The organism is Paraburkholderia sp. SIMBA_030, assembly GCF_046535245.1.
Lineage (GTDB): Bacteria > Pseudomonadota > Gammaproteobacteria > Burkholderiales > Burkholderiaceae > Paraburkholderia.
The window spans coordinates 215205-241403 of record NZ_JAWRXB010000009.1 but is presented as its reverse complement, the minus strand read 5'-3'; the positions used below and the strand labels follow the sequence as shown (position 1 = coordinate 241403).

At 60.0% G+C, this 26199-nt stretch carries 19 protein-coding genes and 4 pseudogenes; 14 read left to right on the top strand and 9 right to left on the bottom strand.

Translation table 11 applies throughout. The features are described from left to right. Positions 1 to 122: 122 nt before the first annotated feature. The 3 genes and pseudogenes from SB772_RS17725 to SB772_RS17715 all read left to right on the top strand — a co-directional run. Positions 123 to 1044: pseudogene (locus tag SB772_RS17725) on the top strand (SulP family inorganic anion transporter); the annotation flags it as partial. A 1024-nt stretch (positions 1045 to 2068) separates the two neighbouring features. Then, positions 2069 to 2248, top strand: a complete 180-nt coding sequence (locus SB772_RS17720) for a DUF2964 family protein (protein ID WP_410834522.1) — start codon at positions 2069 to 2071, stop codon at positions 2246 to 2248. A 153-nt stretch (positions 2249 to 2401) separates the two neighbouring features. Continuing rightward, positions 2402 to 2989 carry a YSC84-related protein gene (locus SB772_RS17715; RefSeq protein ID WP_410834521.1) on the top strand — a complete coding sequence of 196 codons (588 nt, stop codon included), beginning with the start codon at positions 2402 to 2404 and terminating at the stop codon, positions 2987 to 2989. A 513-nt stretch (positions 2990 to 3502) separates the two neighbouring features. Here the strand turns inward: SB772_RS17715 and SB772_RS17710 are convergent. Continuing rightward, positions 3503 to 3775: a hypothetical protein gene (locus SB772_RS17710; RefSeq protein ID WP_410834520.1), complete on the bottom strand. Its 273-nt coding sequence runs from the start codon at positions 3773 to 3775 to the stop codon at positions 3503 to 3505. 555 nt (positions 3776 to 4330) lie between these two features. Here SB772_RS17710 and SB772_RS17705 point away from each other — a divergent pair. The 5 genes from SB772_RS17705 to SB772_RS17685 all read left to right on the top strand — a co-directional run bounded on the left by SB772_RS17705 (position 4331) and on the right by SB772_RS17685 (position 9610). Beyond that, positions 4331 to 5434: an AI-2E family transporter gene (locus tag SB772_RS17705; protein WP_410834519.1), complete on the top strand. Its 1104-nt coding sequence runs from the start codon at positions 4331 to 4333 to the stop codon at positions 5432 to 5434. Positions 5435 to 5521: 87 nt separating this feature from the next. Next, entirely contained in the window at positions 5522 to 7006 is a 1485-nt protein-coding gene (locus SB772_RS17700; RefSeq protein WP_410834589.1) for a TolC family protein, read from the top strand. Continuing rightward, positions 7003 to 8121 carry an HlyD family secretion protein gene (locus SB772_RS17695; protein WP_410834518.1) on the top strand — a complete coding sequence of 373 codons (1119 nt, stop codon included), beginning with the start codon at positions 7003 to 7005 and terminating at the stop codon, positions 8119 to 8121. The genes SB772_RS17700 and SB772_RS17695 overlap by 4 nt, the downstream gene beginning before the upstream one ends. 19 nt (positions 8122 to 8140) lie before the next feature. Further along, positions 8141 to 9154, top strand: coding sequence for a DUF2955 domain-containing protein (locus SB772_RS17690; protein WP_410834517.1), 1014 nt, complete (start codon positions 8141 to 8143; stop codon positions 9152 to 9154). Between the two features lie 75 nt (positions 9155 to 9229). Further along, positions 9230 to 9610: a potassium channel family protein gene (locus SB772_RS17685; RefSeq protein ID WP_410834516.1), complete on the top strand. Its 381-nt coding sequence runs from the start codon at positions 9230 to 9232 to the stop codon at positions 9608 to 9610. Here the strand turns inward: SB772_RS17685 and SB772_RS17680 are convergent. The 3 genes from SB772_RS17680 to SB772_RS17670 all read right to left on the bottom strand — a co-directional run bounded on the left by SB772_RS17680 (position 9594) and on the right by SB772_RS17670 (position 13226). Next, positions 9594 to 10574 (bottom strand): hypothetical protein, encoded by a 981-nt coding sequence (locus tag SB772_RS17680; RefSeq protein WP_410834515.1) that lies wholly within the window; start codon positions 10572 to 10574, stop codon positions 9594 to 9596. The genes SB772_RS17685 and SB772_RS17680 overlap by 17 nt on opposite strands. Positions 10575 to 10683: 109 nt before the next feature. Beyond that, positions 10684 to 11937, bottom strand: a complete 1254-nt coding sequence (locus SB772_RS17675) for an LssY C-terminal domain-containing protein (protein ID WP_410834514.1) — start codon at positions 11935 to 11937, stop codon at positions 10684 to 10686. Continuing rightward, a complete protein-coding gene (locus SB772_RS17670; protein WP_410834513.1) occupies positions 11934 to 13226 on the bottom strand; it encodes an LssY C-terminal domain-containing protein in 1293 nt (430 codons plus the stop codon). The genes SB772_RS17675 and SB772_RS17670 overlap by 4 nt, the downstream gene beginning before the upstream one ends. A gap of 547 nt (positions 13227 to 13773) precedes the next feature. Between SB772_RS17670 and SB772_RS17665 the strand changes: the two genes are divergently transcribed. Then, positions 13774 to 14124: a hypothetical protein gene (locus SB772_RS17665; RefSeq protein ID WP_410834512.1), complete on the top strand. Its 351-nt coding sequence runs from the start codon at positions 13774 to 13776 to the stop codon at positions 14122 to 14124. Between the two features lie 41 nt (positions 14125 to 14165). On the opposite strand, the pseudogene SB772_RS17660 reads toward SB772_RS17665, so the two are convergent. Continuing rightward, a pseudogene (locus SB772_RS17660) lies at positions 14166 to 14363 on the bottom strand (polyphosphate kinase 2); the annotation flags it as partial. Between the two features lie 302 nt (positions 14364 to 14665). After that, positions 14666 to 16087 (bottom strand): hopanoid biosynthesis associated radical SAM protein HpnJ, encoded by a 1422-nt coding sequence (hpnJ, locus tag SB772_RS17655; protein WP_410834511.1) that lies wholly within the window; start codon positions 16085 to 16087, stop codon positions 14666 to 14668. Between the two features lie 629 nt (positions 16088 to 16716). On the opposite strand from hpnJ, the gene SB772_RS17650 reads away from it, so the two are divergent. Continuing rightward, a complete protein-coding gene (locus SB772_RS17650; protein WP_410834510.1) occupies positions 16717 to 17058 on the top strand; it encodes a hypothetical protein in 342 nt (113 codons plus the stop codon). A 395-nt stretch (positions 17059 to 17453) separates the two neighbouring features. On the opposite strand, the pseudogene SB772_RS17645 reads toward SB772_RS17650, so the two are convergent. Further along, positions 17454 to 17867, bottom strand: a pseudogene (locus tag SB772_RS17645) (MFS transporter); the annotation flags it as partial. Between the two features lie 106 nt (positions 17868 to 17973). Here SB772_RS17645 and SB772_RS17640 point away from each other — a divergent pair. Further along, on the top strand, positions 17974 to 18888 hold the full coding sequence (locus SB772_RS17640; protein ID WP_410834509.1) for an ISAs1 family transposase: 915 nt from the start codon (positions 17974 to 17976) through the stop codon (positions 18886 to 18888). A 302-nt stretch (positions 18889 to 19190) separates the two neighbouring features. Then, positions 19191 to 20342 carry a GNAT family N-acetyltransferase gene (locus tag SB772_RS17635; RefSeq protein WP_410834588.1) on the top strand — a complete coding sequence of 384 codons (1152 nt, stop codon included), beginning with the start codon at positions 19191 to 19193 and terminating at the stop codon, positions 20340 to 20342. 1426 nt (positions 20343 to 21768) lie between these two features. Here SB772_RS17635 and SB772_RS17630 read toward each other — a convergent pair. Then, positions 21769 to 22010, bottom strand: a pseudogene (locus SB772_RS17630) (peptidogalycan biosysnthesis protein); the annotation flags it as partial. 132 nt (positions 22011 to 22142) lie between these two features. On the opposite strand from SB772_RS17630, the gene SB772_RS17625 reads away from it, so the two are divergent. Then, complete coding sequence (locus SB772_RS17625) at positions 22143 to 23831, top strand: NAD+ synthase (protein ID WP_410834508.1); 1689 nt, start codon at positions 22143 to 22145, stop codon at positions 23829 to 23831. Positions 23832 to 23957: 126 nt separating this feature from the next. After that, the gene (gene glnK, locus SB772_RS17620) at positions 23958 to 24296 is read left to right on the top strand and encodes a P-II family nitrogen regulator (RefSeq protein ID WP_006048444.1); all 339 of its coding nucleotides are present in this window, start codon (positions 23958 to 23960) and stop codon (positions 24294 to 24296) included. 281 nt (positions 24297 to 24577) lie between these two features. Here the strand turns inward: glnK and SB772_RS17615 are convergent, their stop codons facing one another. After that, on the bottom strand, positions 24578 to 25729 hold the full coding sequence (locus SB772_RS17615) for a porin (RefSeq protein WP_410834507.1): 1152 nt from the start codon (positions 25727 to 25729) through the stop codon (positions 24578 to 24580). Positions 25730 to 26199: the final 470 nt, after the last annotated feature.

Sequence of the window (26199 nt, the reverse complement as noted above, 5' to 3'; positions counted from 1 at the left end):
CCGATTGGTATCGCACTGGCGCTCGGCTACGCTTGAGGGTAGAAACGGGCGGGCGACGTTGCCATGCACTGGATCATCGGGCCGCGTGCACCTTTGATGGGGCCCGCACAGGAGACGCCACGTTGACTAACGAACCCAGCGCCACCGATCACCTGGCAACGGATGCGCGCGGGTGGCGCTCAGCCTTTCCTCCCGCACAGTGGCTGCCCACCTATAAGCCGCAATGGCTGGTGAATGACGCGATCGCCGGTGTAACGCTTGCCGCCACAATCCGGCATCTACTGCTATCTCGTCGGCGGACTCTTTTACGCGCTGTTCGGTTCGTCGCGCCAGCTTGCAATCGGCCCGACTTCGGCGATTTCGATGCTGGTCGGCGTCACCGTCGCCGCGATGGCGGGTGGCGAAGCGGCGCGCTGGGCCTCGATCGCCGCACTAACGGCCGTGCTGATAGCTGGCATGTGCGTCATTGCGTGGTTGCTATGTCTCAATTCATTGGTCAATTTCATCAGCGAGACAATACTCCTCGGTTTCAAGGCCGGGGCGGCGCTGACTATCGCCTTGACCCAACTGCCCAAACTCTTCGGAGTGAAAGGAGGCGGAGAGTCTTTCTTCGAGCGAATTGTCGTGCTTGGCGGGCAGATTCCGGACACGAATCTCGCCGTTCTGGCGTTCGGCGTGGTCTGCTTGACGTTGCTGCTGCTCGGCGAAAAATTCCTGCCGGGGCGGCCGGTCGCTCTCGTCGTGGTCGTAGCCTCGATCGTCGTGCTGTCCTTTACGCCGCTGGCCGGGCTTGGCTTCAAGGTGGTGGGCGCGCTGCCTCAAGGGTTGCCCGAGTTCCGCCTGCCGGGGCTGCGGCCACCCGATGTGGATGGCGTCATTCCACTCGCCTTTGCGTGCCTGTTGCTCTCGTATGTCGAGAGCGTCTCAGCCGCGCGCTCGCTCGCCCAGGCCAACGGTTACGAGATCGAAGCCCGCCAGGAACTGCTCGGTCTGGGGGCTGCGAATCTGGCTGCAGGACTATTCCAGGCATATCCGGTCGCCGGCTCTCAGCGCATCTGTACGACGCTGTCGCTGTTTTCGCTGTGCAAGGTGCCAGCGGCAATGCAATTGCTTTTCGGCTCCGCTATTGAGGGAGATAGACCGATGCCCACCCAATCTCGCGTTGCGATACACGTTTTACCGCACTGGTTGATAGGTGTGGCTCTACTGGCCGGAGCAACTGTCGGCTATGCTGGAAACCTGAACTTTCTGAAGGAAACGCCGATCAGTTACATGAGGGAAGCTGACCGGAAAGCACTTAACGACGCCGCGCAGACTGCGCTTGAAACAAAGAAGGATGGCGAAACGTTGGAATGGAACAACGCGGGCACCGGCAACCCCGTATCGATCAAGGGCACGGTGACCCCGCACGATACCTCGCACAAGGGCGATCTAACCTGTCGGACGACGACGCTCGTGGCAATCGCGAAGGGCCAGACGCAAAGCTGGACGCCCACCGTCTGTAAGCACGACAACGGCCCCTGGAAGATACTTAAGCAATGAGTGTCCTGGCGGAGGCGTCCCGTATAACTCAAGCGGCACCGGGGGCGCCACGTCGAGGGCGAGGTCCACAGTGCTCTCCCGTGTTCGTCTTCCCGCCTCGGGGAAAATCAATGAACCGTGTGCGACTGCCAAGTCACGAACTCGCTGCGGAAGTCGGATCCATGGCTGCAATCAATGCGCCGGTCTTCCATTGCGATTGATGCCCAGCCCGCTATTCGTGAATCATTCGGACTGCCGTTCCCGTACTTCAGGCGAATATCCGGGTGACTTCTTTTTGTCATTTTCCATGGCTCCATCCTCTTTTCCTCTTGAAGATCTGGAGTATTCGGAAAATCCAGGAAGGGGTATTGCTGTGAGACCAAGGTCGTATTGTTTCGTACCGCGAGAAGAATCATTGTAGTACAGGAGATACCGATTTGAGAGATGGGAATATTTCTCAATCAAGATTGGCGATCACGATTCATTTATCAACGCACCCGCTCGCAAATGCTGAGGATGGCAAGTGATGCAGCCGGGAGAATTCACTATGGCTCGCGCAGAAAGTAGGATCGTCCTGGCGGTGATTGCTGTATTCGTTACGCTGGGTGGAATGGCGTCGTCGATCCGAGGATCGCTTTACGAGAGCCCGGTTCTTGTTCATATCGGGGTGTTTGCGATGGTGATCGGCGTCGCCTGCTTCGTGCTGCTGCTCCGTCCGGGTAAGTGAGCCGGCCAGTAAAGTGAGAGGACGTAGTGTCGGCCCGTACGACTTGGCGCATCGCGCTCAGTTGTCAGAGCGCTGGATCGAACGGGATCGAAGGATGGACCCGCCAGACTCACGCACCGGGGATTTGCTTCGGAAACACAATGGAGGTCAATAATGAACAGACGGAATTTTGTGCTAAAGGTAGCGGCTGTCAGCGCCGCAGCGAATTTGACGCTCGCGGGCTGCGCCGTGACGCCAGGCAGCGGCAAAAGCCCTGAAACCGATGTCTCGAAGCGCCAGGCGATCGACGCGAGTGTTGACGGTACGTTGACCCGGCTTTTCGCGACGGTCAAGGGCTCGCGCGAACTCGCATCGAAGGCCCAAGGCATCCTTGTGTTCCCGGATGTGAAGAAAGCGGCCTTCATTGCCGGGGCAGAGTATGGCGAAGGCGCATTGCGTGTGGGTGGCACGACAGTTGGCTACTACAGCACGGCGGCTGCTTCATTTGGATTCCAGGCCGGTGCCCAGTCGACGGCAGTCATTTTCATGTTCATGACGCAGGACGTGCTCGACAAGTTCCGCAATGCGGCTGGGTGGTCGGTTGGCAGCGACGTAGCAGTGTCACTCGTGAAAGTGGGTGCGAACGGCACAATCGACACGACATCGGCCTCCTCGCAGGTCGTGGCCCTCGTCTTGACCAATACCGGTCTGATGGCGGACGCTTCGCTCAACGGCGCCAAGGTGACACGGCTGAATCTGTGAAAGTGAAACGCGGCCTTCCCCAGATACGCCAGATTGCCTGACCGGTAATGACGGGCGCGGGGCTGGCCGAGCGCCGTGCGTCCGGTGCGGACGACCTTCGGGCGTGGGCATGCGCGCCGCGCGCTGCGTTCTGGTCATGCGGACTGCGCGATGCGCCTGAACATGCAGCCTTGTCCAACGGCCGTGAACTGTGGAAGGTGGGCTGCATCTGCGCTTTTCTGGGTCTATCGGGCCGTGTCGCGTCTGTTGGCGGCCTCTTTACGTGGAAGCTGCTACGCAAAGCGGGTAGAGATATTGCTTAAGTTCGCCCTTGGCGTCCAGCTAACGTCGACGTTGTTGCGCGGCAAAGGCCATCTGCGTTGCGGTTGCTGCCGCGCCGGCCGGGACCGACGCGCGCGGCCGTCGTCGACGTTATCTCTGCGATTTTCTCGCTGAACGGAAGGCGTGTTCCCCGCCGCAGTCCGTCTCAGCGGTAACGCCGGCCATGAGATGCCAGTGCTCAGCGAAGGCGTCTTACTGGCTCGTACCTCTGTGGGCGACTTCGACCGCGGCGTCTCGCTTCGTTTTCGCTGCCGCTTTCTTGTGGTCATAGACCTTTTTGGCAGCCGCGACTTCCCTGTCGTATTCGCGATTGGCCGCAGCGACTTGCTGGTGCATCCTGACGATCGCATCCGGATGTTCTGCGGCAGTCGATTGGCTCGCTCCAGCATTCCCTTGCGCCCAGACGGACGAAAAGGGGACCAGTGCAACGGAAACGGCCATCACGGCCGCAATCGTGTTTCTCATGGCAAACTCCCGATGTAGTGTCTGCTTCGTTGGCCTGCCGGGGAAGCCGGCGAACTTCCAGCCTACATGCCTTCAGGTAAATCTTGTATCGGACTAAAGTCCAATACCTGCCGGCGCGCATCAGGCTTATTCTTCACCTCATGCAATTTTGCTCGGAGATTGCCATGACGGTTTCAACGGGTATGTCTAGAGGGTTTTGGCCCATTACGTTCGATATTGGACCCACTTCGTACGTTCCCCAGAACTGAAAGGATTCCCGACACGACATTGGCGTGCCTGCGCGCTTCGAAGCGCGGCATCCAGGCGGAAGTGAATGCAAATGAAACTGCTAACGCTTCTCGCGTGACAGTTGCTTTAAGTCATATCGCAAGTTGTTCTGGCGAATGGTCAGGCGATGGGGGCCTGCGTTCAGCGTGAGCAGGTAGCCGGTCGGTAGTCGACTTCTTCGACAGATCGACAGACGCGGTGGCATGGTTCTGTTCCGGCTACCATGGTGGCGGACGTCCCGCGAATTGCCGCCAGCAGAATCTCGAAGTGACATGCGGGAGACAAGTTATGCTGCTCACACCGATTACCGGGCGGGTGTTGTCCCGAGAGTTGCTCGATGTTCTGATCCGTGCCGGGCTCGTCGCCGTTCTGGCCATTTTCTGTTTCCGGATCTTCGTCCCATTCCTCAACCTCATGGTCTGGGCGCTGATCCTCGCGATTACGCTGTATCCGCTCCAGGTGAAACTTCGGCACAGATTCGTCAGTAAGGACGGTCTGATCGCCACGCTGATCGTCCTTGTCGCTTTTGGCATCATCCTCGTGCCGACCTATCTGCTGGGCGTCGCGGTGGCCGATTCGATCGAGCATGCGATGATCATTTTCAAGAGCGGCAGCTTCCGCATTCCACCGCCTGCGGATTCGATCGCCAGTTGGCCGTTGGTAGGCCAGCGCGTGTACGATTTCTGGCTGCAGGCCTCGACCGACTTGACGGGTCTCGCACAGAAGTTCGCTCCACAACTCAAGGACGTCGGTCTCGCTCTGCTCGGAACGGTTACCGGCCTCGGCGCGGGGCTGCTGTTATTCTTCGTGGCCCTGATTGTCGCTGGCATACTGATGGCGCATGGCGAGAAAGGCCACGACAGCGCGGTGCAGATTGCCTCGCGCATCTCCGGACCTGAGAACGGCCCGCAGATCGTCGGACTTTGCACGGCCACCATCCGCGCGGTTGCACAGGGCGTGGTCGGCATCGCGTTCATCCAGATGCTGTTGATCGGCATCGGGTTCGTGGTCATGGGCATTCCCGGCGCGGGCCTGCTTGCGCTCGCCGTGCTGCTGCTCGGCATCATGCAATTGCCTGCCACCCTGATCACCATTCCGGTAATCATCTTCGTGATCGCCACGCAAGGCGTGACCACCATGACGGTCATCTTCTCCGTGTACGTGTTCGTCGCCGGGCTTGCCGATAATGTGCTCAAGCCATTGCTGCTGGGCCGCGGTGTGGCCGTACCCATGCCGGTGGTGCTGATCGGCGCGCTGGGAGGCATGGTGACGGGCGGCGTCATTGGCCTGTTCATCGGTCCGGTGATGCTCTCCGTTGGCTATCAGCTGTTCTGGCGTTGGGTAAAAGACCAGGGGAACCCGGCGCGCCTGAAAGAAGAGACGCACGCCTGATGCTGCCGGAGCCGCTCCGTGTTCCCTGCGGCACTCTACGGGCGTCCGTGCTGGCTGCTGCTGGCAGCTGGATGCATGAGCGGCTGCATGCGGGTAGGACCGGACTTTCATCCGCAACACGAAAGCTGGGCGGAGCACTGGAGCAGCGCATCAATCGAGCAGGTCACGCAGCAGTCGACACAGCCTGATATCCGGCAATGGTGGCAGATCTTCGGGGACCGGAACCTCGAGAGCCTGATCGCGCAAGCCGATGCAAACAACGGGGATGTGAAGGTTGCCGGCCTGCGCGTGCTCGAGGCCCGTGCGCAACTCGGCGTCGCGCTCGCGGGACGCTATCCGCAGGTTCAGCAGGGCAATGCTGACGTGCTTTACTCGGCGCGCAAGCGCTCGGACGGATTCAATCCTCGCTCGGGTGGCTACTGGCAGTACGGTGCAGGCCTGAGTATCGGATGGGAACTCGACTTCTGGGGGCGGTTCAGCCGCGCGATCGAGTCCGCCGACGCCGCGTTTTTTGCTGCGCAAGCCAACCGCGATGTGGCGCTGGTCCTGCTGCACGCGCAGGTCGCCCAGACCTATTTCACGCTGCGCACGGCCGAGGCACGCCTGCGCATCGCGCGCGAGAACGCCCAGTTACAAAAGCGCAGCTACGAGATTGCGCAAAAGCTCTTCAAAAGTGGCGAGACCGATGAACTGGACCTACAGCAGGCAAAGACGCAGTATCTGGGCACACTGAGCAGCGTCCCGGATCTTGAAAGCCAGATCGTGCTGGCGAGTCACGCGCTGGCCGTCCTGATGGGTCGACCTCCGGGCCCGCTGCCAGAACTCGAGGTGCAGTCCGGCAAGGAAGGGGTGGTCCCGCTAGTGGACCATGCCGTGCTGCAGGACGTGCCGGCCAATCTGCTTTTGCGTCGCCCGGACGTTCGCGCCGCAGAGTATCAGATGGCCGCGCAGTCCGCGCTCATCGGCGTGGCGAAAGCCGATCTGTATCCGTCCGTGTCATTGCTGGGTTCTCTTGTGTGGAGCGCGAGTTCGCTTACCGGCTCACCAAACACGCTGGCTTTGGTAGCCGGACCCAGTATCACCTGGAACGTCTTCGATCACGGCAGGATCACCAACAACGTGCGCGTGCAGGACGCCCGACTGCAGCAGTTGACGGTCACCTATCAGAACATCGTGCGCGAAGCAGCCCGCGAGGCCGACGACGACGCCACTGCGTTGATCGCCGCGCTGCAGCGGGACGCGATCCTGAACGACGCGCAAGGGGCCGCAGGGCGCTCGCTCAAGCTCGCCAATGCGATCTATCGGGAAGGATACTCGGACTTCCAGCGGGTCCTCGACGCGCAACGTGCACTGTTCGCGCAACAGGACGCCTACATAGTCAATCGCAGCAATGCGGTGGGTGACCTGATTGCGCTTTACAAGGCGCTCGGCGGAGGCTGGCACTTGGACGAGCCGCTTGTCGATCCCGCGACGCGCCGGCAGATGCAGCAACGCACCGACTGGGGCGACCTGCTGGACGAACCGGGTACATCGTCTGCTACCGCCAGCCCGTCTGGAGATGCGCCGCGATGAACGACAAGCCCAAGCCCACCGTCGCTGCGCCGGCGGAGCCTGCCGCCGACCCGTCGGGCAAAGCGATCAAGTGGGTTGTCTGCCTGATCGTCGTCAGCCTGATCTGGTATCTGCTCGCCGACCGCTTCACGCCTTATACGCAACAGGCGCGCGTTCAGGCTTACGTCGTATCCGTCGCTGCGGAGGCATCGGGGCGAGTGACCCGCGTGCTCGTGCAGAACAACCAGGAAGTCAACGCGGGCGACGTGCTCTTCGAGGTCGACAGCGAACCGTACCGGATCGCTGTCGATCGCGCGCGGGCCGATCTCGAGTCGACGCGCCGGCAGGTCGGCGCCAGCACGGCCGGTATCGATTCGGCACTCGCATCCGTGCGCGCGGCCATTGCGAACGAGGTTAAGGCGCGGCAGGATAGCGAGCGTCTGGAGAGGCTGTATCGCGACGACGAGGGCACCGTTTCTCTACGGCGCCTCGAAGTGGCGCGAGCGACGCACGAACAGGCTGAAAGTCAGGTTGCCGCAGCGCGAGCCGAAGTGGAGCGGGCACGCGAACAGCAGGGCGGCAACGAGGCGGAAAACGCACAATTGCGCAGCGCTGCCGCTGCGCTTGAAAAGGCCGAGCTGGATCTTGCGAACACGCGAATCAAGGCGCGCTCAGGTGGCGTCATCACGGATCTGCGCACGGAAGTCGGCCAGTTCGCGGTGGCGGGCAATCCCGTCATGACGCTGATTGCCGTCCGCGACGTGTGGATCAGTGCGGATATGACTGAAAACAATCTGGGGCATCTGCGGTCTGACACGCCCGTGGCGATTGCACTGGATGCCTTCCCGGGCGAAGTTTTCGAGGGGCGGCTTCGCAGTATCGGATATGGCGTGAGCGTGGGGCAGAGCGCGCCGCCCGGCGGTCTGCCTACCGTCCAGAACAGCCGCGACTGGCTACGCCCCGCGCAACGCTTTCCGGTAATCGTCGAGTTCGAAACGGGTGAGAGGGCGCGCCTTCGGAACGTTCGCGTCGGCGGACAGGCCGAGGTGATGGCGTTTCCAGATCCGGGTAATCCGCTCAATCCACTGGGTCGCTTGTTTCTGCACGTGATGAGCTGGGTCTCATACCTTTACTGAACGCATAACTACTGCATTTATGGACGACCCCCTCCGGCTTCCCAGTCGACGCACGCTCCGCGTTGCTACAGGAACGGCAGTTTGCCTCTCGATCAGCTTCGCGCTCGATCTGCCGATTCCCGTCGTCGCTCCGGTGTTCGCCGTGTTTCTTCTCGCGACGCAGAACCGGCCACTGTCGTTCAAGGCAGGCGTGGCTTTCGCAGTCGTCGTCGCGTTGACGACGGGCAGCGGCTTGCTGATCGTCCCGTTGCTTCGTCATTACGCGTTCGCTGGCGTGATGCTTGTTGGCCTCATGCTTTTCCTCGCGTTTTGCTATGGTTTGCGTGGCGGGAACACGCTGGTGTCGACGTTTCTGGTTGCCGGGCTGACGATGATCTCCGCTGCGGGAACCGCTGATTTCCAGCTGGCCGTGACGGTCGTTGGCGCGTTGGTGAAGGGACTGTTGCTTGCCGTGCTGGTGTCGGCACTGACTCACCTACTGTGTCCAGAACCCGTCAGCACGCCGCAAAAACCTGCCGCTCCGGTCACGTCCGACGGCCAGGCCATGCGCATCGCGCTGCGCGCCATGCTCGTGGTCATGCCGGCATATCTGCTCGCGATGACCGATCCGGCGAGCTACATGCCGATCATCATGAAGTCGGTCAGTCTTGGCAGACAGAGCTGCACCACGACGGCTCGCAGCGCAGCGCGCGATCTGATCGGCTCCACGCTGCTCGGAGGCCTGCTCGCGATCGCGTTCTGGTTTGCGCTGAGGCTCTTTGTGAATCTGTGGATGTTCTTCCTGTGGATGCTGCTGTTCGGCTTGCTGGTGGGACGCAAACTCAACGGTGTCAGCCGCACGCGTTATTCACCGGGTTTCTGGCTGAACAGCCTCGTCACGATGATCATTCTGTTGGGCCAGTCGGTGCAGGATAGCGTGGCCGGAAAGGACGTCTATTCGGCGTTCGTAGTTCGATTGGGACTCTTCGTGGCCGTCACGGTCTACGCATGTCTGATGTTGCTCATTTTCGAGCAACGCCGCCGCGTGCCATGACACCGCGGCAACCTGTTTCGGGGCCCAGCGCAAGCATCGGCGTCCCTGCGCGCACGATCAAGGAGGTACTTTCCAATGCGAAATGCGACAAGCGAAGCAGTCGTTCGCCTGCGGGCACGTGAGATCTTGTGGGAATCAGGCAAGACCCTTTGGTACCTGCGTATGATCCTGGCTGGCCTTCTGGTGCTGTTTATGCTGCTGACAGTTGCGATGTATTACATGGGCAACCCCGTGGAGACGGTGAAGAGAACGCCTTCGCCGATGGGAGAAACCGTGTACTTCTGCGCGATCACGGCGCTGACGATCGGGTACGGCGACGTGGTCCCTACCTCGACGTTTGGCCGGATTGACGCGATCTTGCTTGGCCTGATCGGTATGGTGTTCACCGGGCTGATCGTTGCGGCAGCTGTCCGTGGTGTGCAGGAAGCTGGGCGCCGCGCTAGCGTTCAGAGGTAGTCGCCAGATCTTCCTCCAGGAAACGCAGAATCGCTTCCGTGAGCGCTTCGCGGGGATAAGCGTTCTGAGTGACGAATAGCGAGCCGATCGTGGTATGGGTTCGAGCAATAGGCACGGCCAGTGCCCAGTGATCCGCATTGACGTAGCCGAGGAGCGTGCTTCCGGGCACCAGCTGGTCGTAGAAGATCAGCTGGCTGTCGTTGCGCGCATCGACTTGCGAGAGCTTGTCGTAGCTCGATTTAAGTATTGACGATACGCGTTGCGGTTGAGGGAACGTTACAAGCGAGTAGTACCGCAGCTCGCCGGGAAGCGGATTGTGCGCCATCCAGGCCTGGCGTGTAGCGGGTCGCAGGCTTTGCACGGCGCCGCCGTCCCCCGAGTTGCAGGTTGCTCCCGGAAAGTACCGGAGCAGGTCCGCCTGATATTGTTGCGCGTCGTTGGCGAGCGGCGATCCGCCGACTGCTCCAGCCGCACTGACGACGGCCGCTACCCGGCTGCGGATTTCCGGATACGCAACCACAGCCTCCAGGACGTCCGCTGCCCCCTTCGAGTAACCGATCAGCACGAGCCGCGGGGGGCCGTGAGGCAGTGGCATCTTCATAACCGCATCGCGTATCTGGTGTGCATTGTGGGTGGAACTCGACAACCCGTCGACGTCTAGCAGGAGCCCATCATATCCGGACTGGCGTAGCTGTTTCGTGACGGTACCTGGCGCATTTAGCCACGGCTTGAAGCAGTCGTACCCAATGCCGGGAACAACTGCCGCGATGAGGTGCCGCGTGGACTGGCCCAGTACAACCGGTGCGCCCGTGCCGGCCGGTTCGGTGCCTACGCGCGTGAGTGCGTCTTCGCAAGGGCGAAAATCTGGAAGCGTCGGGCCATGCGCTTCCAGTACGGCGCAGTAGATCTCCCGAAACCGCGCCCGCTTATCCTGCACGCCTGTATTAAATGCAGGAGCGAGCATAAGGGGCGGTGTATCCGTCATGTAGGGAACGAGTGGCTTCGCTGCGCACGCTACGAGGGCAAGGCAGGATGCAAGGGCGACGAATCTGGCTTGCCGCCCGGCGCTAAAGTTACTCGCCGGCATCGCCGCTCTCCTTGCGTGCGGTGGGCTCACGCTGCTCCAGGTATGGCACCCAGTCAAGAATATCCACGTTCGAGAAACTGAGCGGGCGCGTCGCGAAGAACATCACGGCTCGGAGTCCGTCGGTGTAATAACGCCCTCCATCCAGCGTCGTTCGCGGGTGTTCCTGCGATGCCGGTCCTACGCCGTACACGAAGCCGAGTTTAGCCAGACCACCCGAATACATCATGTCCTGGACCAGAAAATTTCTGGCCTCGTCGATATCCTCATGGAGCGTGCCGCCGTCCGCATCCAGGTGCGCGAAGCGGCCCCCGACAGGCCGTCCGACCTGCACCAGATACACTGCATCGCCGTTGAAGCGAACGGGCGCGAGCCACGCTCGCAACGAGGTGGAAGGCGCGCCCGCCCCCGCTTCCTTGCGCAGGACGACGTCGGGCATGCGTCCGAAGACCCGTTGCGCCATGTCGTGTTTGCGCATGTCGCGGCGATAGCTACGGCGCACCATGGCCGCCCCAATGTCTCCAAGCGTGCCGATGACAATCACGTTCAACGGATCAGCTGTCGTTGTCGCGTGCTCATCGGTGGCGCAGCAGGGCATCCGTTCGAGCGCGGCACGCAACGAGACAAGATCGCGATAGTCGGTGAAGACAGCTTCGGGATACTGGAACGGCGTCAGCGTGAAACGCGGGTCGACAACATCGTCCGGCACGGGCAGGAACAGGGAAAAGGGAATCAATGTCCTGTTTCCGAGCAGATCGACATTGACGAGTTTGATCTGTCGGTCGAGATTGGTGAAAAGAATCCCCGTGCGGGTTTCGCCGGGCGGAACGGGACTCCGGAATCCGAGCTTGTTCAGATGACTGTCGATGCTATCGTTCGTCGCTCGACCAAGCAGTGTGTGCATGGACCATGCGACTTCGAGCGGAGAGAAGTAGTTGGGATCGGTGCCGGAATGGAGTAGCCATAACGCCTGAGAACTGCGGTTCTCCACTTCGATCCACACCGGCTGGACGTTGCTTCTGGTGAGGTCGGCACCGAACATGCGCTTGCTGTCGTCGGATCCCAGCACGGCCACGCTGATGCGGGTGTTCTGCTTCGTCGCGCTCACCGCACGCTCGCGCAGCGGCGCATCGTCGATGGCGGCCGGCGCAGTCCAGTTCGCGCAGCTCGAGAAAATGAGCGCCAGCGCGACGCTGCCAGCCAGATTCTTCAATACCCGTTGCAACGGTGGCAACCCGCTCATCGTTTTGCTCCGCGGGGCCGACTGTCGAACGTCGCGGCAGCTTCCCACGGGAAGAATGCGATCCCCGACAGCGAGGTAGGTTGGAGGTCGAATACGAGTACCTGGCGATAGCCGTCGGTGAAGTACGGATCGGTCGTGAGATTCTCGGCCGGCTCACTTTGTGAGGCAGCGCCGACTCCCTTGACGAACCCGATCTTCTGGAGATTCTGGGAATAGGCCATGTCCTCCGTCAGTGCCGTGCGCGCTTCATCGACGTCCGGGTCGATCTTGTGCGTCGTGAACGTCGGTGAGTGAAAGGTCAGGCGCACGCCGATGTCCCGGCTGATCTGGCCTACCCACACGGGCTTGCCGTGATAGCGCATCGGGCTTAACCAGAGTCGCAAGTGATTTCGCTGGTGGATCGTGTCGCGCGCTTTTTGCAGAGCGAGGTCCTGTGCCCGGCCGAACAGGTAAAGATCGCTGACGGGTGCATTGATGTAACGCTCGCCTGAAAGCGCGGAGCTGATCGTCTTCATGATTGCGCCAGACCATTTCTGCTCGGTCGGGCTCCACCCGCGGCGCACCAGTGCGGCAAAAGCGTCGTCCAGTCCACCTACGATGACGAGATTAAGCGGATCGGCCTTTTTTGAACCGTCCTCATTGGTCGCGCAACAGGGAAGCGCTTCGAGCGCGGTGCGAAAAGCGTCGTCGTCCGTATAGTTCATGATCTTTTCGGGTGGATAGATATCGCGCCGAAAAACTGCGCTGACGTGATAGTCGGCATGAAAGCCAGGCACAATCATGAGGAACGAAAACGTCCGCGCCTGTTTGCTCGCCACGAGATCCAGTTGGACGAGCTTCGCACCCTCGCTGAGGTTGGTCAGTACATAGCCGGAGACCGTCTGTCCCGGCCGAACAGGATTGCGGAAGGCGAGCACGCGAAAGCGCTGGTCGAGTCCGGCTTTCCCGCCAGGCACGCTACGGTCGCCGAACGCCTCGGCGGCTTCCGAGGCAGGGAAGAACGATGGGTCGAGACCGGGCGACATCAGGAAGTAGCTGCCTCTGTCGTTGTTCTGCACTTCGATCCATACAGGCTGAATCCCCTTGTCCGCGAGCGGCACGCCATAAACCGCTGCGCTTTCTTCAGCGGAAAGCACCGACGCGGAAACGCGGATTCGGCCGTCGCTGCGTGTCACCGCACGGCCCTCGAAACCGATTCCACCTGCGTTCGGCGGCGTGGTGGCGCCGCAACCGTACAACGCGAAGGCGATGACAACTGCACCCAGCAGTCGATTCACAATGCGGTCCATAGCCTAACCTCTTTGCCGCGAGCCAGGGCGGCGCGCCTGCCAGTGGGCTGATGCCGGGCGCTTCCCACGCGACGGCAGATTCACGTTCAGACCTCGTGGCGGCATATCGAGGTAGTGACAGCCGGCGCGTTGTGTCGGCACGCCACTCTCCAGTTTAGTCAGCTTCCGCCCCGTGCAGGCATAAGACCAAAGGGCGATTTACGCATGGGCTCGCAAGCGTCATCGTGTCGAAATCGCAAGGCACGTGCGATTGAAGGGGCTCAGAGGGTGCTGATCTCTCAATGCCCGCGTGGTCGACGGCGACGGCCGCTACGCGTGGTGGCGGTCGTGGTCATCGGCTTGCCTGCTTGCGCGGTGAACACCGATAGGCAGACTCAAGCCTGCAGGCACCTCGGCTTTGATGTTGTGTCGGCGAAGAGGTCGCGGATCTGGCGCAAAAGACGTGGGGCGGCGCGATGCCTGTTCCTGTGAGGCGGATGCTGGTACCAATGATTGATGTACCCGTGCTGTCTCGATGGAAATACGGATCCAACTGAGGGGTAAAGAAATGAAACCGTTACCGCTTCTCGTTGTGGCTGCTGTCACCTTGGCCGCGTGTGCTAGCGAACCGATGCCGCCGGGCGCACAGACGGTCGGTGAAAGTCAGCAGCCGGTCGGCGCGGTCGCTCAATGCATTGCAAAGAAATGGGCGGATCAGTCGCAGCAGCAGGTCATATCGCAGGTCGTTCTCGCGAACAATCAAGCAATGGATGTCTATGTTCCAGGACAGCAGCCGCCGGCCGGCGCTGCCGCGATGGTGCGGCCATCGTGGGGGGGCCACGGCAGGACATGGGTCGGTTTTCGTTCGGCTGCCGGGACGGGGGGCGATGCCGCTGGCGGTATCAACGCCTGCCTTTGAGCCGGCGCAATTCGGCGCCGTATGCGACATCGCAGTCGTTCGTCGGGTTCCTGATAGCCATTGGGCTTTTGCCTCTTTGGCAGAGTAATCTTCCTGCGCGGCATTTTTTCATAAGGAATCCTGCACAATAAATCGCTAATGATGTTTAGCCGAACGCGCCGCTTGTCGTTCGAATTCGCCACGCACCACGAAGCGATCTCCATATCGGAGGCCTCGAACATCGCGTCGCGCGCACGCGAATCGAGGCGATGCGAATTGATTGGTTCCGACGCCAAAGTGGGTCGTGAGAACGTTCCGGCCGAGAAGTGTGCGCGACCCGGTGCCGCCTGAATACCGCGATCTCGCGACAGGGCAAACGAGGTCTTGCCGTGGTAGAAAGCCAACCTGAATTCCCGACCAGGACCGCGACACGTTTCTTGTCAAGTAAGCATGAGTCAATCCGGGCAGTTAAGCCGACCGGAAAGGTGGCGCAGCCGGGTGGTGCGGTGTCCTTCCTGATGCCGGCGGGGGCTCGTCATTCCGAGAAAGGTGTACCGGCGTCTCATGCCTTGCGCGCACGAAGATATCTGAAGAACTCTACGCCTTCCTGCAGGCGCCGTTTCATCATCTCCCAACTCACCAGCATCTCGCGGACGATTTCCCAGATCTTTGTTGGTCTGAAATAAAAGCGTTTGTAGAACTCCTCGACGCCAACGTAGATCTCTTCACGCGACAAGTGCGGATAGCCGATAGTGGAAGCCTGGGTGCCTGCCGAATTGATGAGGGCGACGACCTTCCCTTCATTCAACCATCCGTTCTCGACCGCTTGCTTATGAAGGACGGTTCCCGGATAGGGCGCAGCGAGTGACACCTGAATCGTGTGGGGATTGATCTCTTTCGCGTATTCGATCGTCTTCAGGATCGTTTCGTGCGTCTCTCCGGGAAGCCCAAGAATGAACGTGCCGTGGATCTTGATGCCGAGCTTGCGACAATCGTCACTGAACCGGCGGGCCATATCGGTCCGCAGGCCCTTTTTGACGTTCACGAGAATCTGGTCGTCGCCGGATTCGTATCCGACGAGCAAGAGCCGCAGCCCATTTTCTTTCATCACTTTGAGGGTTGAATAAGGCACGTTCGCCTTTGCGTTGCACGACCACGTCACGCCTAACTTGCCAAGACCACGAGCGATCTCCTCGGCTCTCGGTCTGAGATCCGTAAAGGTATCGTCGTCGAACATGATCTCCTTGATTTCGGGCATGTTGTCCCTGATCCATTTCACTTCTTCGAGGACGTTCTCGACCGAACGCGTGCGGTAGCGATGACCCCCGACCGTATGCGGCCAAAGGCAAAAGGTGCACCTGGATTTGCAGCCTCGCCCCGTGTAGAGCGACAGATACGGATGCTTGAGATAGCCGCTGAAATAGTTCTCTGGCGTTAGGTCGCGCTTATAGATGGGCGAGACGAACGGTAACTGGTCCATGTCTTCGAGAATCGGTCGGGCGTGGTTGTGCATGATCCCCCCGTCGGGCAGACGATAGCTAAGACCGAGAATCGATTCGAACGGGAGGCCCTGTGCGATCTCGCGACAAGTGAAGTCGAATTCTTCACGACACACGAAGTCGAGTGCGTCGCTCGCGGTCAGTGAGCCGTGAGGATCGACGGCGACTTTTGCCCCGATCATCCCGATGAGGATCGGGGGCTTGCGCCGCTTTAAGTGCTCCGCGAATTGAACATCACTCTGGAACGATGGAGAGCTTGTGTGAATGATGACCAGTTCGTATTTCTGAGCAATGTCGAGCGTCGTATCCACCGACAGGCCGTCTGCGGTAGCATCCACGACGCGGCTATCCTCAATCAGCGCAGCGGGCTGGACTAGCCACGTTGGATACCAGAATGATCGAATCTCGCGCTTCGTTTGGAAGCGTGAGCCCGCTCCGCCATCGAAGCCTTCATAAGAAGGTGCCTGCAGAAACAGCGTTTTCATGAATGCCCTCAAAGAGAATGGTCCGCCTGGCCGGGATCAGTCACCCACACGGACTCGCCAGACATCGACGATGTTCGCGAAGTGTTTCGAAGCCTTCAAAAAGATGACAATGACTGGATAGTTGCTTGGGACGTCGTCGTCTCCTGTGAGCCCACGGAAACCGGCGTGCAGGGAGTCGCCGCGTCATCACATTTTCGGAGCCGCACGACAGTTGGCGCGAAGGAGTGAGCCAGCGGCTGTGGCTGGGGAGCAGGAGACAGACCAAGAATACTACGACTTGGGGTCTCCGCATGGCGAAAAAATTGATCTTTTAACCTGTCGGTCGTTACAGCGCAATTACGTTGAAGGTGGAAGGTCGTATAAACCCGGTGTCGATGCCCAGCTTAGCGAAACACACACTTAAAAGGCAACGCCCGCGGCGACCGTACGCCGTGTTTACCGGCGTTAGCGATTCATCCTATACTAAACTATCTCTGCGCCGCCCGAGACCTCACCCCAGACATCAAGCGGCGTCCGGTGCTGCGTGCAGCACCGGACCGTCGTCGAATCCCCTACGGAACGGCCAGCGGCATTAGCGGCACGGATCTGCGCGGTCACAGCGCTTGCTGCTCCAAAGTGGGAGACGAACCATGACGCAAGATCGAGTCAATACAGACGGTGTTCCTGTTGGCAACGGCGAGCACATCAGCCCGGCCGAATTTTTGCTGATGGCAGGCTTTCTTACGTATCGGGCTCCGCTGGCGCCGATCGCTACCCGAGTTGCGGCCCGACGCGTTCTCGATGCCGTACTCGGGGCAGCGGCAGCTCACGGGTTCGCAGATTCGGACGCTCTCGAAACGATGATGGCGTGCGCCGAAAAGTCTTCGCGCATGTCGAGGCTTGCGGAGCAGGCCACCGCCACGATCGGGGATACGGTCGCTTACCTGCACGTGATTCGCTGTGCCGGCGTAACGCTCGAGGTGGACCCGTAAACGCGCTATTCGACAAACGTCCACGCGTCAAGGCTTTTCAGCTTTGTGTCTCCGGACATTGAACTCTGACAAGCGGTTGTGTGTAGCGACGGCGATTGAGCGAAGGGCGTTGTCAGGTTGGCGGTTCGGTCGGGTCAATTGGCGTGATCAAGCAATCGAAATCGCCGTACCAAGAGCGCCGATGCCGGCCAGCGTCATGAGAGGGCAATACGGTACGACCATAGTATGTGGCGCGCGAAAACGACATCATGCCTGACCTGGCCAGACTCGCAATACGAGCCATTCATCGCGCCCGCCCCGAGTCTCAGGGGTATGGTCGCGCTGGGCGCTTAGGTCCACCATCAACCTGACAGAGCCCAGATTTCTCCAGGAAATTTCTCGACTATCGAGTTCCGTCAATCAAGCGACGCGTCGCAGGCGCGATTAAAAGAAGACGCCTTGGCCGGTCGCTCCAATGCAGCGAGCCGTTGTTGCAGTGTCACCAAGCCGAGCAGAGCGAGTGCGAGTCCTGGCGTAAAGTCAGCGTGAACTCCCGCGCGGTCGACAAGGGTGCCCCCCACTGCCGAACCCACGGCAATCGCCACCTGGATAATGCTGACGAACATGGCCGAACCCGCTTCGGGCAAGTCGGTCGTGCTGCGCTGAATCCACACGCTAACGCTAAAGCAAAGCGGCAGCGCGCCGAACGCGATTCCCCAAAGCAGCATCGCTGCAGTCTCGCCGATGGTCGAATGTCCAAGCGTCAACATCGAAGACATCGCGCCCAGCAGCAGTACCATCGCGGCGACAGACTTTTTGAGATGGTCCGCAGGCAATCGCACGAAAAATTGTTTACACACAATGGGTTACGAATGGGGGTTGTAAACTGCTGCGAAGAAGCGTTAACTCTTGGTTTTGCCAAGAGCCGAGAGTGGTGTGGACGACGAATACGAGCCGTTGAGTTTGCAAGACGCGTTTGGGGACCTGAAGGATCCGCGTGTACGCACTCCGGAGCATGATCTGACGGAAATGCTGGTGGTTGCACTGGCGGCGATCCTGTCGGGTGCCGACACCTGGGTGGGGATCGCTTTGTGGGCGCAAGGACAACTGGAGTGGCTGCGCCGGTACTTGCCGCTGCGCAACGGGATTGCCTCGCACGACACGTTCGGGCGCGTATTCGCGGCGCTTGATGCGCGGCAGTTCGAGGTGTGCTTTGTGCGATGGGTAAGCGGCATTTGTCCTGCAGTCGCGGGCCAGGTGGTGGGTTGCCAGCGGGAGATCGCGGCGAAGATCGTGGCTGGAGGTGCCGACTATGTGCTTGCGGTCAAAGGCAATCAGCCTGCCTTGCATGAAGCAATCGTGCAGCTGTTCGATGCACGGCGCACACAGTCTTTGCGCAGCGTGCGCTTCGCTGAGCACTGTCAGACAGGCAAGAACGTGCACGGAAGAATCGAGACGCGCCGATGCGTTGCGACCGACATGATTGACTGGCTGGATGAGGACGGCAAATGGGCCGGCCTGCGTTCGGTGGCGATGATGGAGGCCACCCGCGAGATCGAAGGCCGCGTTTCGCTGGAACGGCGCTACTACGTGAACAGCCTGCCCGCTGACCCGAAACGGATCAACGAGACGGTGCGCGCCCACTGGGCCATCGAAAACAGCATGCATTGGGTGCTCGATGTCGCCTTTGGCGAGGATCAATGTCGTGCCCAGGTGGACAATGCAGCACAAAACTTCGCGATCCTGCGCCGCATCGACAAAGCCACCAAGGTCGGCATAAAGAACAAGCGGCTCAAGGCCGGATTCGATGAACACTATCGGGCTCGAGTGCTTGGAATGCAGGTCTCTTGATGCGATTGCCCTGTGTCGGAGGCGCTGACGACTTGCTTATCGGATTAGTATGCTCTACAGGGCGTTGCTGCCGGGCGAAGCCAGACTGCCAGGTCGTCGCCATACAATCGCATCTACCAAGACCAGAGCCGGGTAGACGCCCTGTCTACACATCTTAGCGCGTTGCGCGAGCAGCTGGGACACTAAATCTGAGCACCGGGCAGCCTGACCACCTGGGCGCAGCCGCCTGACGACTTTTCTTGTATGCGCGACAATACCGCTTTGCGGCGTTGCGCCGTACCGGGAAAATCGTCGGGGGCAAGGTGAGTAGCAAGGTTGAGATATTGGTCGTCGATTCGCTTTCAGACGTGCCTGCGGACGAATGGAACATGCTCGCGGCGGGCAATCCCTTCGTGGCGCATGAATATCTGTCGGCAATGCACGATACGAAATGTGCATCCAAGTCGACAGGCTGGCAGCCAACATATCTTCTGATGCGACGCGGAGGCCAGCTCGCTGGTGCCATGCCGTTGTACCTGAAGTCACATGGCCGTGGCGAATACGTTTTCGACCACGCCTGGGCAGATGCTTTCGCGCGACACGGTGTCCAGTATTACCCTAAACTCCTTTCTGCAGTGCCATTTACGCCTGTCACTGGCCCGCGGTTGCTTGCGCGGACTCATCCCGACAAGGTGGTGCTGGCGCGCGGAGCCATCGAGTTTGCTAAGCAGCTCGAGGCGTCGTCAATCCATATACTGTTCTCACACGAGGATGACCTTCAGGCCCTGACTGACGCTGGTTATATGCTACGGGAGGGTGTCCAGTTCCACTGGGAGAATTTCGGGTACCAGACCTTCGACGAGTTTCTTCTCAAGATGTCGCACGACAAGCGGAAGAAGGTGAAACAGGACCGACGTCGGGTCCACGACGCCGGCGTTACCTTCCGGTGGTTAAGAGGGCGGGAAATTGGACCGGCTGACCTCGATTTCTTCTACGAGTGCTACGAGAACACCTATCGCGAGCACTGGAATCCGCCATATCTGACACGCAAATTTTTTGGTCAGATTCACCGAACTATGTCGGATGCGCTGATGCTTGTTATCGCTGAGGTGGATGGGCAGCGGCTTGCGGTCGCACTCAATGTGGTTGCCGGGGACACGATGTACGGTCGTTATTGGGGTACCAAGGAATTCGTATCAGGCCTTCACTTTGAGACTTGCTACATGCAAGGCATCGAATACTGCATCGAGCACGGGTTGCATAGTTTTGAGGGCGGAGCGCAAGGTGTACACAAAATGTCGCGCGGACTGATGCCCACGCCGACATGGTCCGCGCATTGGATTGCCGACCATAGATTTGCTCATGCCATCAGCGAGTTTCTTGACCAAGAGACCGCGGCGATGGATGAGCATATTGACGAACTTGAAGCGCATACACCGTTCAAGCGTCATCAAGCTCCGTCATCAGACTCCTGATGTCTTGACGCATCGGTGAGTCCGCCGCTGCGCCCGAGTATCCTGTCGCTTCCAGACACTTTTCAAGAGTATCGCGCAGTTTCGCAATTGTACTCATCTGGATGAGCGACCTTGTCGTTCAGTTCCGCGACCTTATTCTTCAAGATTTGTTCAACACTGAGCTTCCTTAACCGGCTCATGACTCGATGATAAGCGTCTTGCGAAACAACGTTGGCGTGTCCCAAGTCGTCAGCCACGGCCATGGCAATATCTTCGTATGCTAGCGATAGGCCCTCGCGTTGGCAGCCTCCCCTGATGTATCGCGAAATCGGCTTCACACACGCCGCATTTTTTCAGTAGCCCAGAACGGTCCTCGTTGATGTATCGTTTGACAGCCGACGCGAGACTTATTGGTACAGGAAAGGCGCGTCGATAGCCAAATTTTTGTTGAGACGGGACTATTGAGATATGAGTCTCTCCCGAGCTAACAGCCTCATCAATAATTGCGTCCAAAAACTGTTCAACGTTGAAGCTGTTGACACTCGCACGCCGCCAACCGAGACCTTCAAATAATCGCAATAGAAGGTCATTCCGTGCTGCTGCATACGGACCTTGGGTTGACCAGAAGACCTGACGGATTTTCTCAAAATCTTCGTCGGTCGCCCAGTACTGCCTATCGCTTGTACGCGATGAAGTACCTACGTTTTGGAACAGTTTTGGGTATCGTTGCTTGTCTCCTCGCAGGCTCTTATGTCCTGTGTTGCGGAGTCGTGGTAGTGATGAGCGCACGGTGTGCGCGGCAGAATTGCCGACAAGAGACTGTATTAGTAATCCGTCCTCTTGGGCCCACGTTAAAAATTCATAAATGACCCGCAGGCGTGCGTTCGCGGTTCGCTTTGCACTTTCTTCGTTCCTAGAGCTCGAACCGCGTCCTGGCAATCAAGGCCCTGGCACACAAGCTTGCGCGGGCGTGCCACCACATGCTGCGAGACCAGAAGCCCTTCGATGTGCACCTGTGTTTCGGGAAACGGTTTGGCCAGGGGCGATGAGCCAGCGGAAGGGACTGGTGTGAAGCCACCCGAATGATTTGGACGCCCGCTGCGCCATCTGAACGGATGCAGAACGCTGAATCGCCCAGGCCGTGAGCCATCAAAGGACTGGCGTCGTCGTCATGGCGATAGCCACAGGGAATGCAAACACCCCCTGGACACGGTCTGGCACCAAAGTTTCTCTGGGGCGGCAACTGCCGCCAGGGCAGTCGCGGAGCATTGCGACAGGCTTGATCCCGACGGGTGTCTGGTGCGATTCGGTTCGCAACCAACGAGTGAGAAAACGGGCGCGGTTATTGTTTGCACGAATGAAGGTGGCGCACTGTAGTCGCTGTGAATTGACGCAACTGTTTGCGACGTACTTCTTTTACCCTTGACTCCGGCCGGCTAATGATGATCATGTAGCCGGGCGCGGCCGCCGCGAGCTTGCCTGAACGCGGATCGGTCAGCGTGACGAATTGCGGCGCCCAGCCGGTGTCGGCGACCGCACATTGGGTCGCGTAGAGCGCGCTCAAAAACTCGTGCCGCAGAAACGGGGTAGGCTGCGACTGCTGCGCAAGCCGGGCGTTCCATTCGCGGCGTCCACCTCTGAGGGCGAGGCCAGAATGCCCATGCGATAATCAAAACGTTGCTGGTTCAATCTGTGTGACTGTTCCCAATGAGCGACGCGGCGCGGTCAGCGGTGCGTCGTTCGTTTATCCGATTTGTCCGTTCCGTCGAGCTATCCAGCCGCGGTACTCGCAAGCCGCGTGGCTTGCCTGTCGATCCTGCCATGAAGACCCGAATCGCTCTTGCTCAAATCAATGTCACCGTCGGCGATTTCGCCGGCAATGTCGCGAAGATTGTCGCTGCTGCGCGCGCCGCGCACAACGATGGTGCGAAGCTGCTGATCGCACCGGAACTCGCGCTCTCCGGCTATCCGCCCGAAGACCTGCTGCTGCGTCCCGCGTTCTATACCGCGAGCGCGGCGGCGCTGGCCGATCTCGCCGCGCAGCTCAAGCCGTTCGCCGGCTTGCATGTGATCGTCGGCCATCCGCTGCGTGACGCGGCGCACGGCCATGGTAATGCAAACGCGCCGATCGAGCGCGGCGTGCCGCCGGTCGATACGTTCAACGCGGCGTCGTTAGTCGTCGACGGGCAGGTGGTCGGCACCTACCGCAAGCAGGATTTGCCGAATACCGAAGTGTTCGACGAGAAGCGCTACTTCGCGTCCGACCCGAAGCCGTTCGTGTTCGAACTGGAAGGCGTGAAGTACGGCGTAGTGATCTGCGAAGACGTATGGCATGCATCGGCTGCGCAAATGGCGAAGTCGGCGGGCGCGCAAGTGCTGCTGATTCCGAACGGCTCGCCATACCATCTGAACAAGGAAGCGGTGCGCGTCGATATTCTGCGCGCGCGGATCCGTGAGACCGGCCTGGCCATGGTCTACGTGAACATGGTCGGGGCGCAGGACGAACTGGTGTTCGACGGCGGCTCGTTCGTGCTCGACGAAAAGGGCGAACTGGTCGCGAAGATGGCGCAGTTCGAGGAAGGCAATGCGATCGTCGAGTTCGACAACGGCAAACCGTTGCCTGCCGCGATCGCGCCGGAGCTCTCGCTGGAAGCGCAGGTGTACGCGGCGCTCGTGATGGGTGTGCGCGACTACATCAACAAGAACGGCTTTCCGGGCGCGCTGATCGGTCTTTCCGGCGGCGTGGATTCGGCGCTGGTGCTGGCCGTCGCGTGCGACGCGCTCGGCGCGGACCGCGTGCGCGCGGTGATGATGCCGTCGCGCTATACCGCGGACATCTCGACCACCGACGCCGCCGAGATGGCGCGCCGCGTCGGCGTGCGTTACGACGAAATCGCGATCGCGCCGATGTTCGACGCGTTCCGCAGCTCGCTCGCGGAAGAATTCGCGGGCCGCGCCGAAGACGCCACCGAGGAAAACATCCAGGCCCGCATTCGCGGCACGTTGCTGATGGCGCTGTCGAACAAGTTCGGCTCGATCGTGCTGACCACCGGCAACAAGAGCGAGATGGCGGTGGGCTACTGCACGCTGTACGGCGACATGGCCGGCGGCTTCGCGGTGATCAAGGACATCGCCAAGACGCTCGTCTACAAGCTGTGCCACTACCGCAACCAGGCCACCACGTTCGACAAGCAGAACGTGGTTCCCGAGCGGATTCTGACGCGCGCGCCGTCGGCGGAACTGCGCGAGAACCAGACCGACCAGGACAGCTTGCCGCCGTATGAAGTGCTCGACGCGATCATGCGCATGTACATGGAAGAGGACCGTTCGCTCGCCGAAATCATTGCCGCGGGCTATGCGGTGGAGGACGTGAAACGCGTCACGCGCCTCATCAAGATCAACGAGTACAAGCGCCGCCAGGCGCCGATCGGCATTCGCGTCACGCATCGTGCATTCGGCCGCGACTGGCGCTATCCGATCACGTCGCTCTACACCGAACCGGTGGAGTGAGCGTTAAGCGAACGGCTGCGGACTTACCCGAAGCGCGCGCCGGATTGCCGCAATGCATCCGGCGCGGCGTAGAATAAAAATCATCCATTTCCCTTTCACTCTTCCAATCACGAGACGAGGTTCGCCATGAAGCGCATCACCGCAGTCATCAAACCGTTCAAACTCGACGAAGTGCGCGAGGCGCTCGCTGAAGTCGGCCTCACCGGGCTGACCGTGACCGAGGTTAAAGGCTTCGGTCGGCAGAAAGGCCATACCGAGCTCTATCGTGGTGCAGAGTATGTGGTCGACTTCCTGCCGAAAGTCAAAATCGAAGTGGTGGTCGCGGACAACCAGTGCGATCAGGTGATCGACGCGATCATCGGCGCGGCGCGCACCGGCAAGATCGGCGACGGCAAGATTTTCGTCGCGGACGTGGAGCGTGTGATCCGGATTCGCACCGGCGAAGAAAACGAAGCGGCTGTTTGAACGGCCTGACTTCGCCACGCCGAATTCACTGAAAGCGGGTATCGAGCACCGGTCTTGTTCCCGCGCAACGCGGCCACGCACCGAGGCGGTGCGTCGAGACAGCGGCAAAACCGCGCGCGCAAATAAAAAACGGTGCGATACCCTTTCGGACATCGCACCGATACGCGCCTCTCGCAGCAGCGTGAAAAAGATTCTCTTGAAGAACTTGTGACTACGCCCCGAAGGAAGTCCCCTTGGGGGACGCCCCCTCGAAGGAAATCTCCTTGGGGGACGCCGTTCGCTTAGAACGAGTGTTGAATACCTGCGTACACACCGGTCTGGCTGTGGCCCGGCAGCGGGTTGTCCGTTGCGGTCGACGTGCCTGCGTTGTTGGCATTCAGGCCGTAGTTAGCCGTCTTGCTGTTTTGCGTCGTGGCAATCTGGAGATCCAGCAGCGTGCGCTTGGACAGGTTGTACGAACCGCCGATCGTGTAGATCGTTGCGTTGCCCGCGCCATTGTTGCCGTTCACGTGGTAGACCGCCGCGATCAGTGCGGCAGCCGGGGTTGCTTGCCACGTCACACCGCCCCACTCGTGATCGAGCGTGGTCGGCTGGCCCGGCAGGTGGCCCGTGGCACTCGCCGAGCGGATAGCCTGGTAAGCTGCCTGGACCTTGAACTGGCCGAGGAACACGTTCACGAGAGCCGAGTACTCGCGCGATGCCGCGAACACGCCGCTGCCGATGTTGCCAGGATTGACGACAGTTGCGTTCGGGCCGTACAGATTACCGTTGGCCGGGTTGCGGATTTCGTCATACAGGCCGCGAATCTGGAACAGCGAGCTCGTGTAGGTGATCTGTGCGCCGGCTTCGCGACCTTGAGCGGTCGTGCCGTTACCGTTCCAGTTCGTTGCGTTCGACAGCGCGTATTGGCCGTAGAAGTCAAAGCCTGCGATCTTCGGCGACTGGTACGCGAAGTTGTTGCTCGATTGCGGCCAGTTGCGGCCACGCACCAGCGATGCCGACGACCAGTTGGATTGACCGAACGGGTCGAAGTCCCACACGCCGTTCGAGATGTAGAGCATACGGCCCATCGTGAACGTACCGTATTGATCGTTCGACAAGCCGACCGTCGCCCAACGATTGAAGAGACCGCCGCCGCCAGGGCCCGCACCCGTCATGGTGTTGAAGGAGCCTTCCAACTGGAACAGCACCTTGTTGCCGCCACCAATGTCCTCAACGCCCTTCATACCCCACAGGCTGGTACCCCAGTCGCCGCTTTCCGCGCGCCAACGGTTCGTGCTGCCCGTTGCCTGACCACTTGCACCCGAGCCTTGCGGAACGCCCGTCATATACTCCAGGCCAGCGTCAAGGCGGCCGTACAGCGTCACGCTGCTTTGGGCGTGGGCAACAACACCGGCTGTCATCAGCGCAGCGGCGAGCAAAGCTTTCTTCATCTTCTCCTCCATACCCTGTCAAAAAGTGAAACCCAGTACTGCGAATGGTGTTCGGACGCAAGCAGCGCCGAACAGAAATCGGTACCAGGGAGATTAGCGGGTGGATTGGGTCTCCTGCCGTGACGGTAGCCTCGGGGCTATCTGGTCGCCATGCCGATCCCTCGCCGACCGGTTCTCCTCTGTGCTTTGAAGTGAAACTACTTTTAATGAACTTTGTTTTGCTACTTTGGTTACTAATTTAGCAAAAATACACTTGTCTGGGAGAAGAAATTAGTACCTGTCCTGGCAGGTGTCTCCAAATTGCAATACGAATGTGTTCGAGGAACTGTCGCGACGCTCGAAAAACGGCCGGAAACCCTTGTGCGCCAGGGGAATCACGGTTCGGAGCGAACAACGTTAAGGATTGCCACTATTGACGCTTTAAATGCAGCAGAGTAGGGCGGAGGAGGCGGGAATCTGAGCGTACAGGC

What these genes read in the sequence shown, in the direction of transcription:
- SB772_RS17675 (WP_410834514.1), bottom strand. Translation starts at nt 11,937, where the DNA reads ATGAGCGGGTTGCCACCGTTGCAACGGGTATTGAAGAATCTGGCTGGC.
- SB772_RS17685 (WP_410834516.1), top strand. Translation starts at nt 9,230, where the DNA reads ATGCGAAATGCGACAAGCGAAGCAGTCGTTCGCCTGCGGGCACGTGAG.
- SB772_RS17700 (WP_410834589.1), top strand. Translation starts at nt 5,522, where the DNA reads ATGCGGGTAGGACCGGACTTTCATCCGCAACACGAAAGCTGGGCGGAG.
- glnK (WP_006048444.1), top strand. Translation starts at nt 23,958, where the DNA reads ATGAAGCGCATCACCGCAGTCATCAAACCGTTCAAACTCGACGAAGTG.
- SB772_RS17710 (WP_410834520.1), bottom strand. Translation starts at nt 3,775, where the DNA reads ATGAGAAACACGATTGCGGCCGTGATGGCCGTTTCCGTTGCACTGGTC.
- hpnJ (WP_410834511.1), bottom strand. Translation starts at nt 16,087, where the DNA reads ATGAAAACGCTGTTTCTGCAGGCACCTTCTTATGAAGGCTTCGATGGC.
- SB772_RS17680 (WP_410834515.1), bottom strand. Translation starts at nt 10,574, where the DNA reads ATGCTCGCTCCTGCATTTAATACAGGCGTGCAGGATAAGCGGGCGCGG.
- SB772_RS17705 (WP_410834519.1), top strand. Translation starts at nt 4,331, where the DNA reads ATGCTGCTCACACCGATTACCGGGCGGGTGTTGTCCCGAGAGTTGCTC.
- SB772_RS17665 (WP_410834512.1), top strand. Translation starts at nt 13,774, where the DNA reads ATGAAACCGTTACCGCTTCTCGTTGTGGCTGCTGTCACCTTGGCCGCG.
- SB772_RS17720 (WP_410834522.1), top strand. Translation starts at nt 2,069, where the DNA reads ATGGCTCGCGCAGAAAGTAGGATCGTCCTGGCGGTGATTGCTGTATTC.
- SB772_RS17650 (WP_410834510.1), top strand. Translation starts at nt 16,717, where the DNA reads ATGACGCAAGATCGAGTCAATACAGACGGTGTTCCTGTTGGCAACGGC.
- SB772_RS17715 (WP_410834521.1), top strand. Translation starts at nt 2,402, where the DNA reads ATGAACAGACGGAATTTTGTGCTAAAGGTAGCGGCTGTCAGCGCCGCA.
- SB772_RS17625 (WP_410834508.1), top strand. Translation starts at nt 22,143, where the DNA reads ATGAAGACCCGAATCGCTCTTGCTCAAATCAATGTCACCGTCGGCGAT.
- SB772_RS17670 (WP_410834513.1), bottom strand. Translation starts at nt 13,226, where the DNA reads ATGGACCGCATTGTGAATCGACTGCTGGGTGCAGTTGTCATCGCCTTC.
- SB772_RS17615 (WP_410834507.1), bottom strand. Translation starts at nt 25,729, where the DNA reads ATGAAGAAAGCTTTGCTCGCCGCTGCGCTGATGACAGCCGGTGTTGTT.
- SB772_RS17695 (WP_410834518.1), top strand. Translation starts at nt 7,003, where the DNA reads ATGAACGACAAGCCCAAGCCCACCGTCGCTGCGCCGGCGGAGCCTGCC.
- SB772_RS17690 (WP_410834517.1), top strand. Translation starts at nt 8,141, where the DNA reads ATGGACGACCCCCTCCGGCTTCCCAGTCGACGCACGCTCCGCGTTGCT.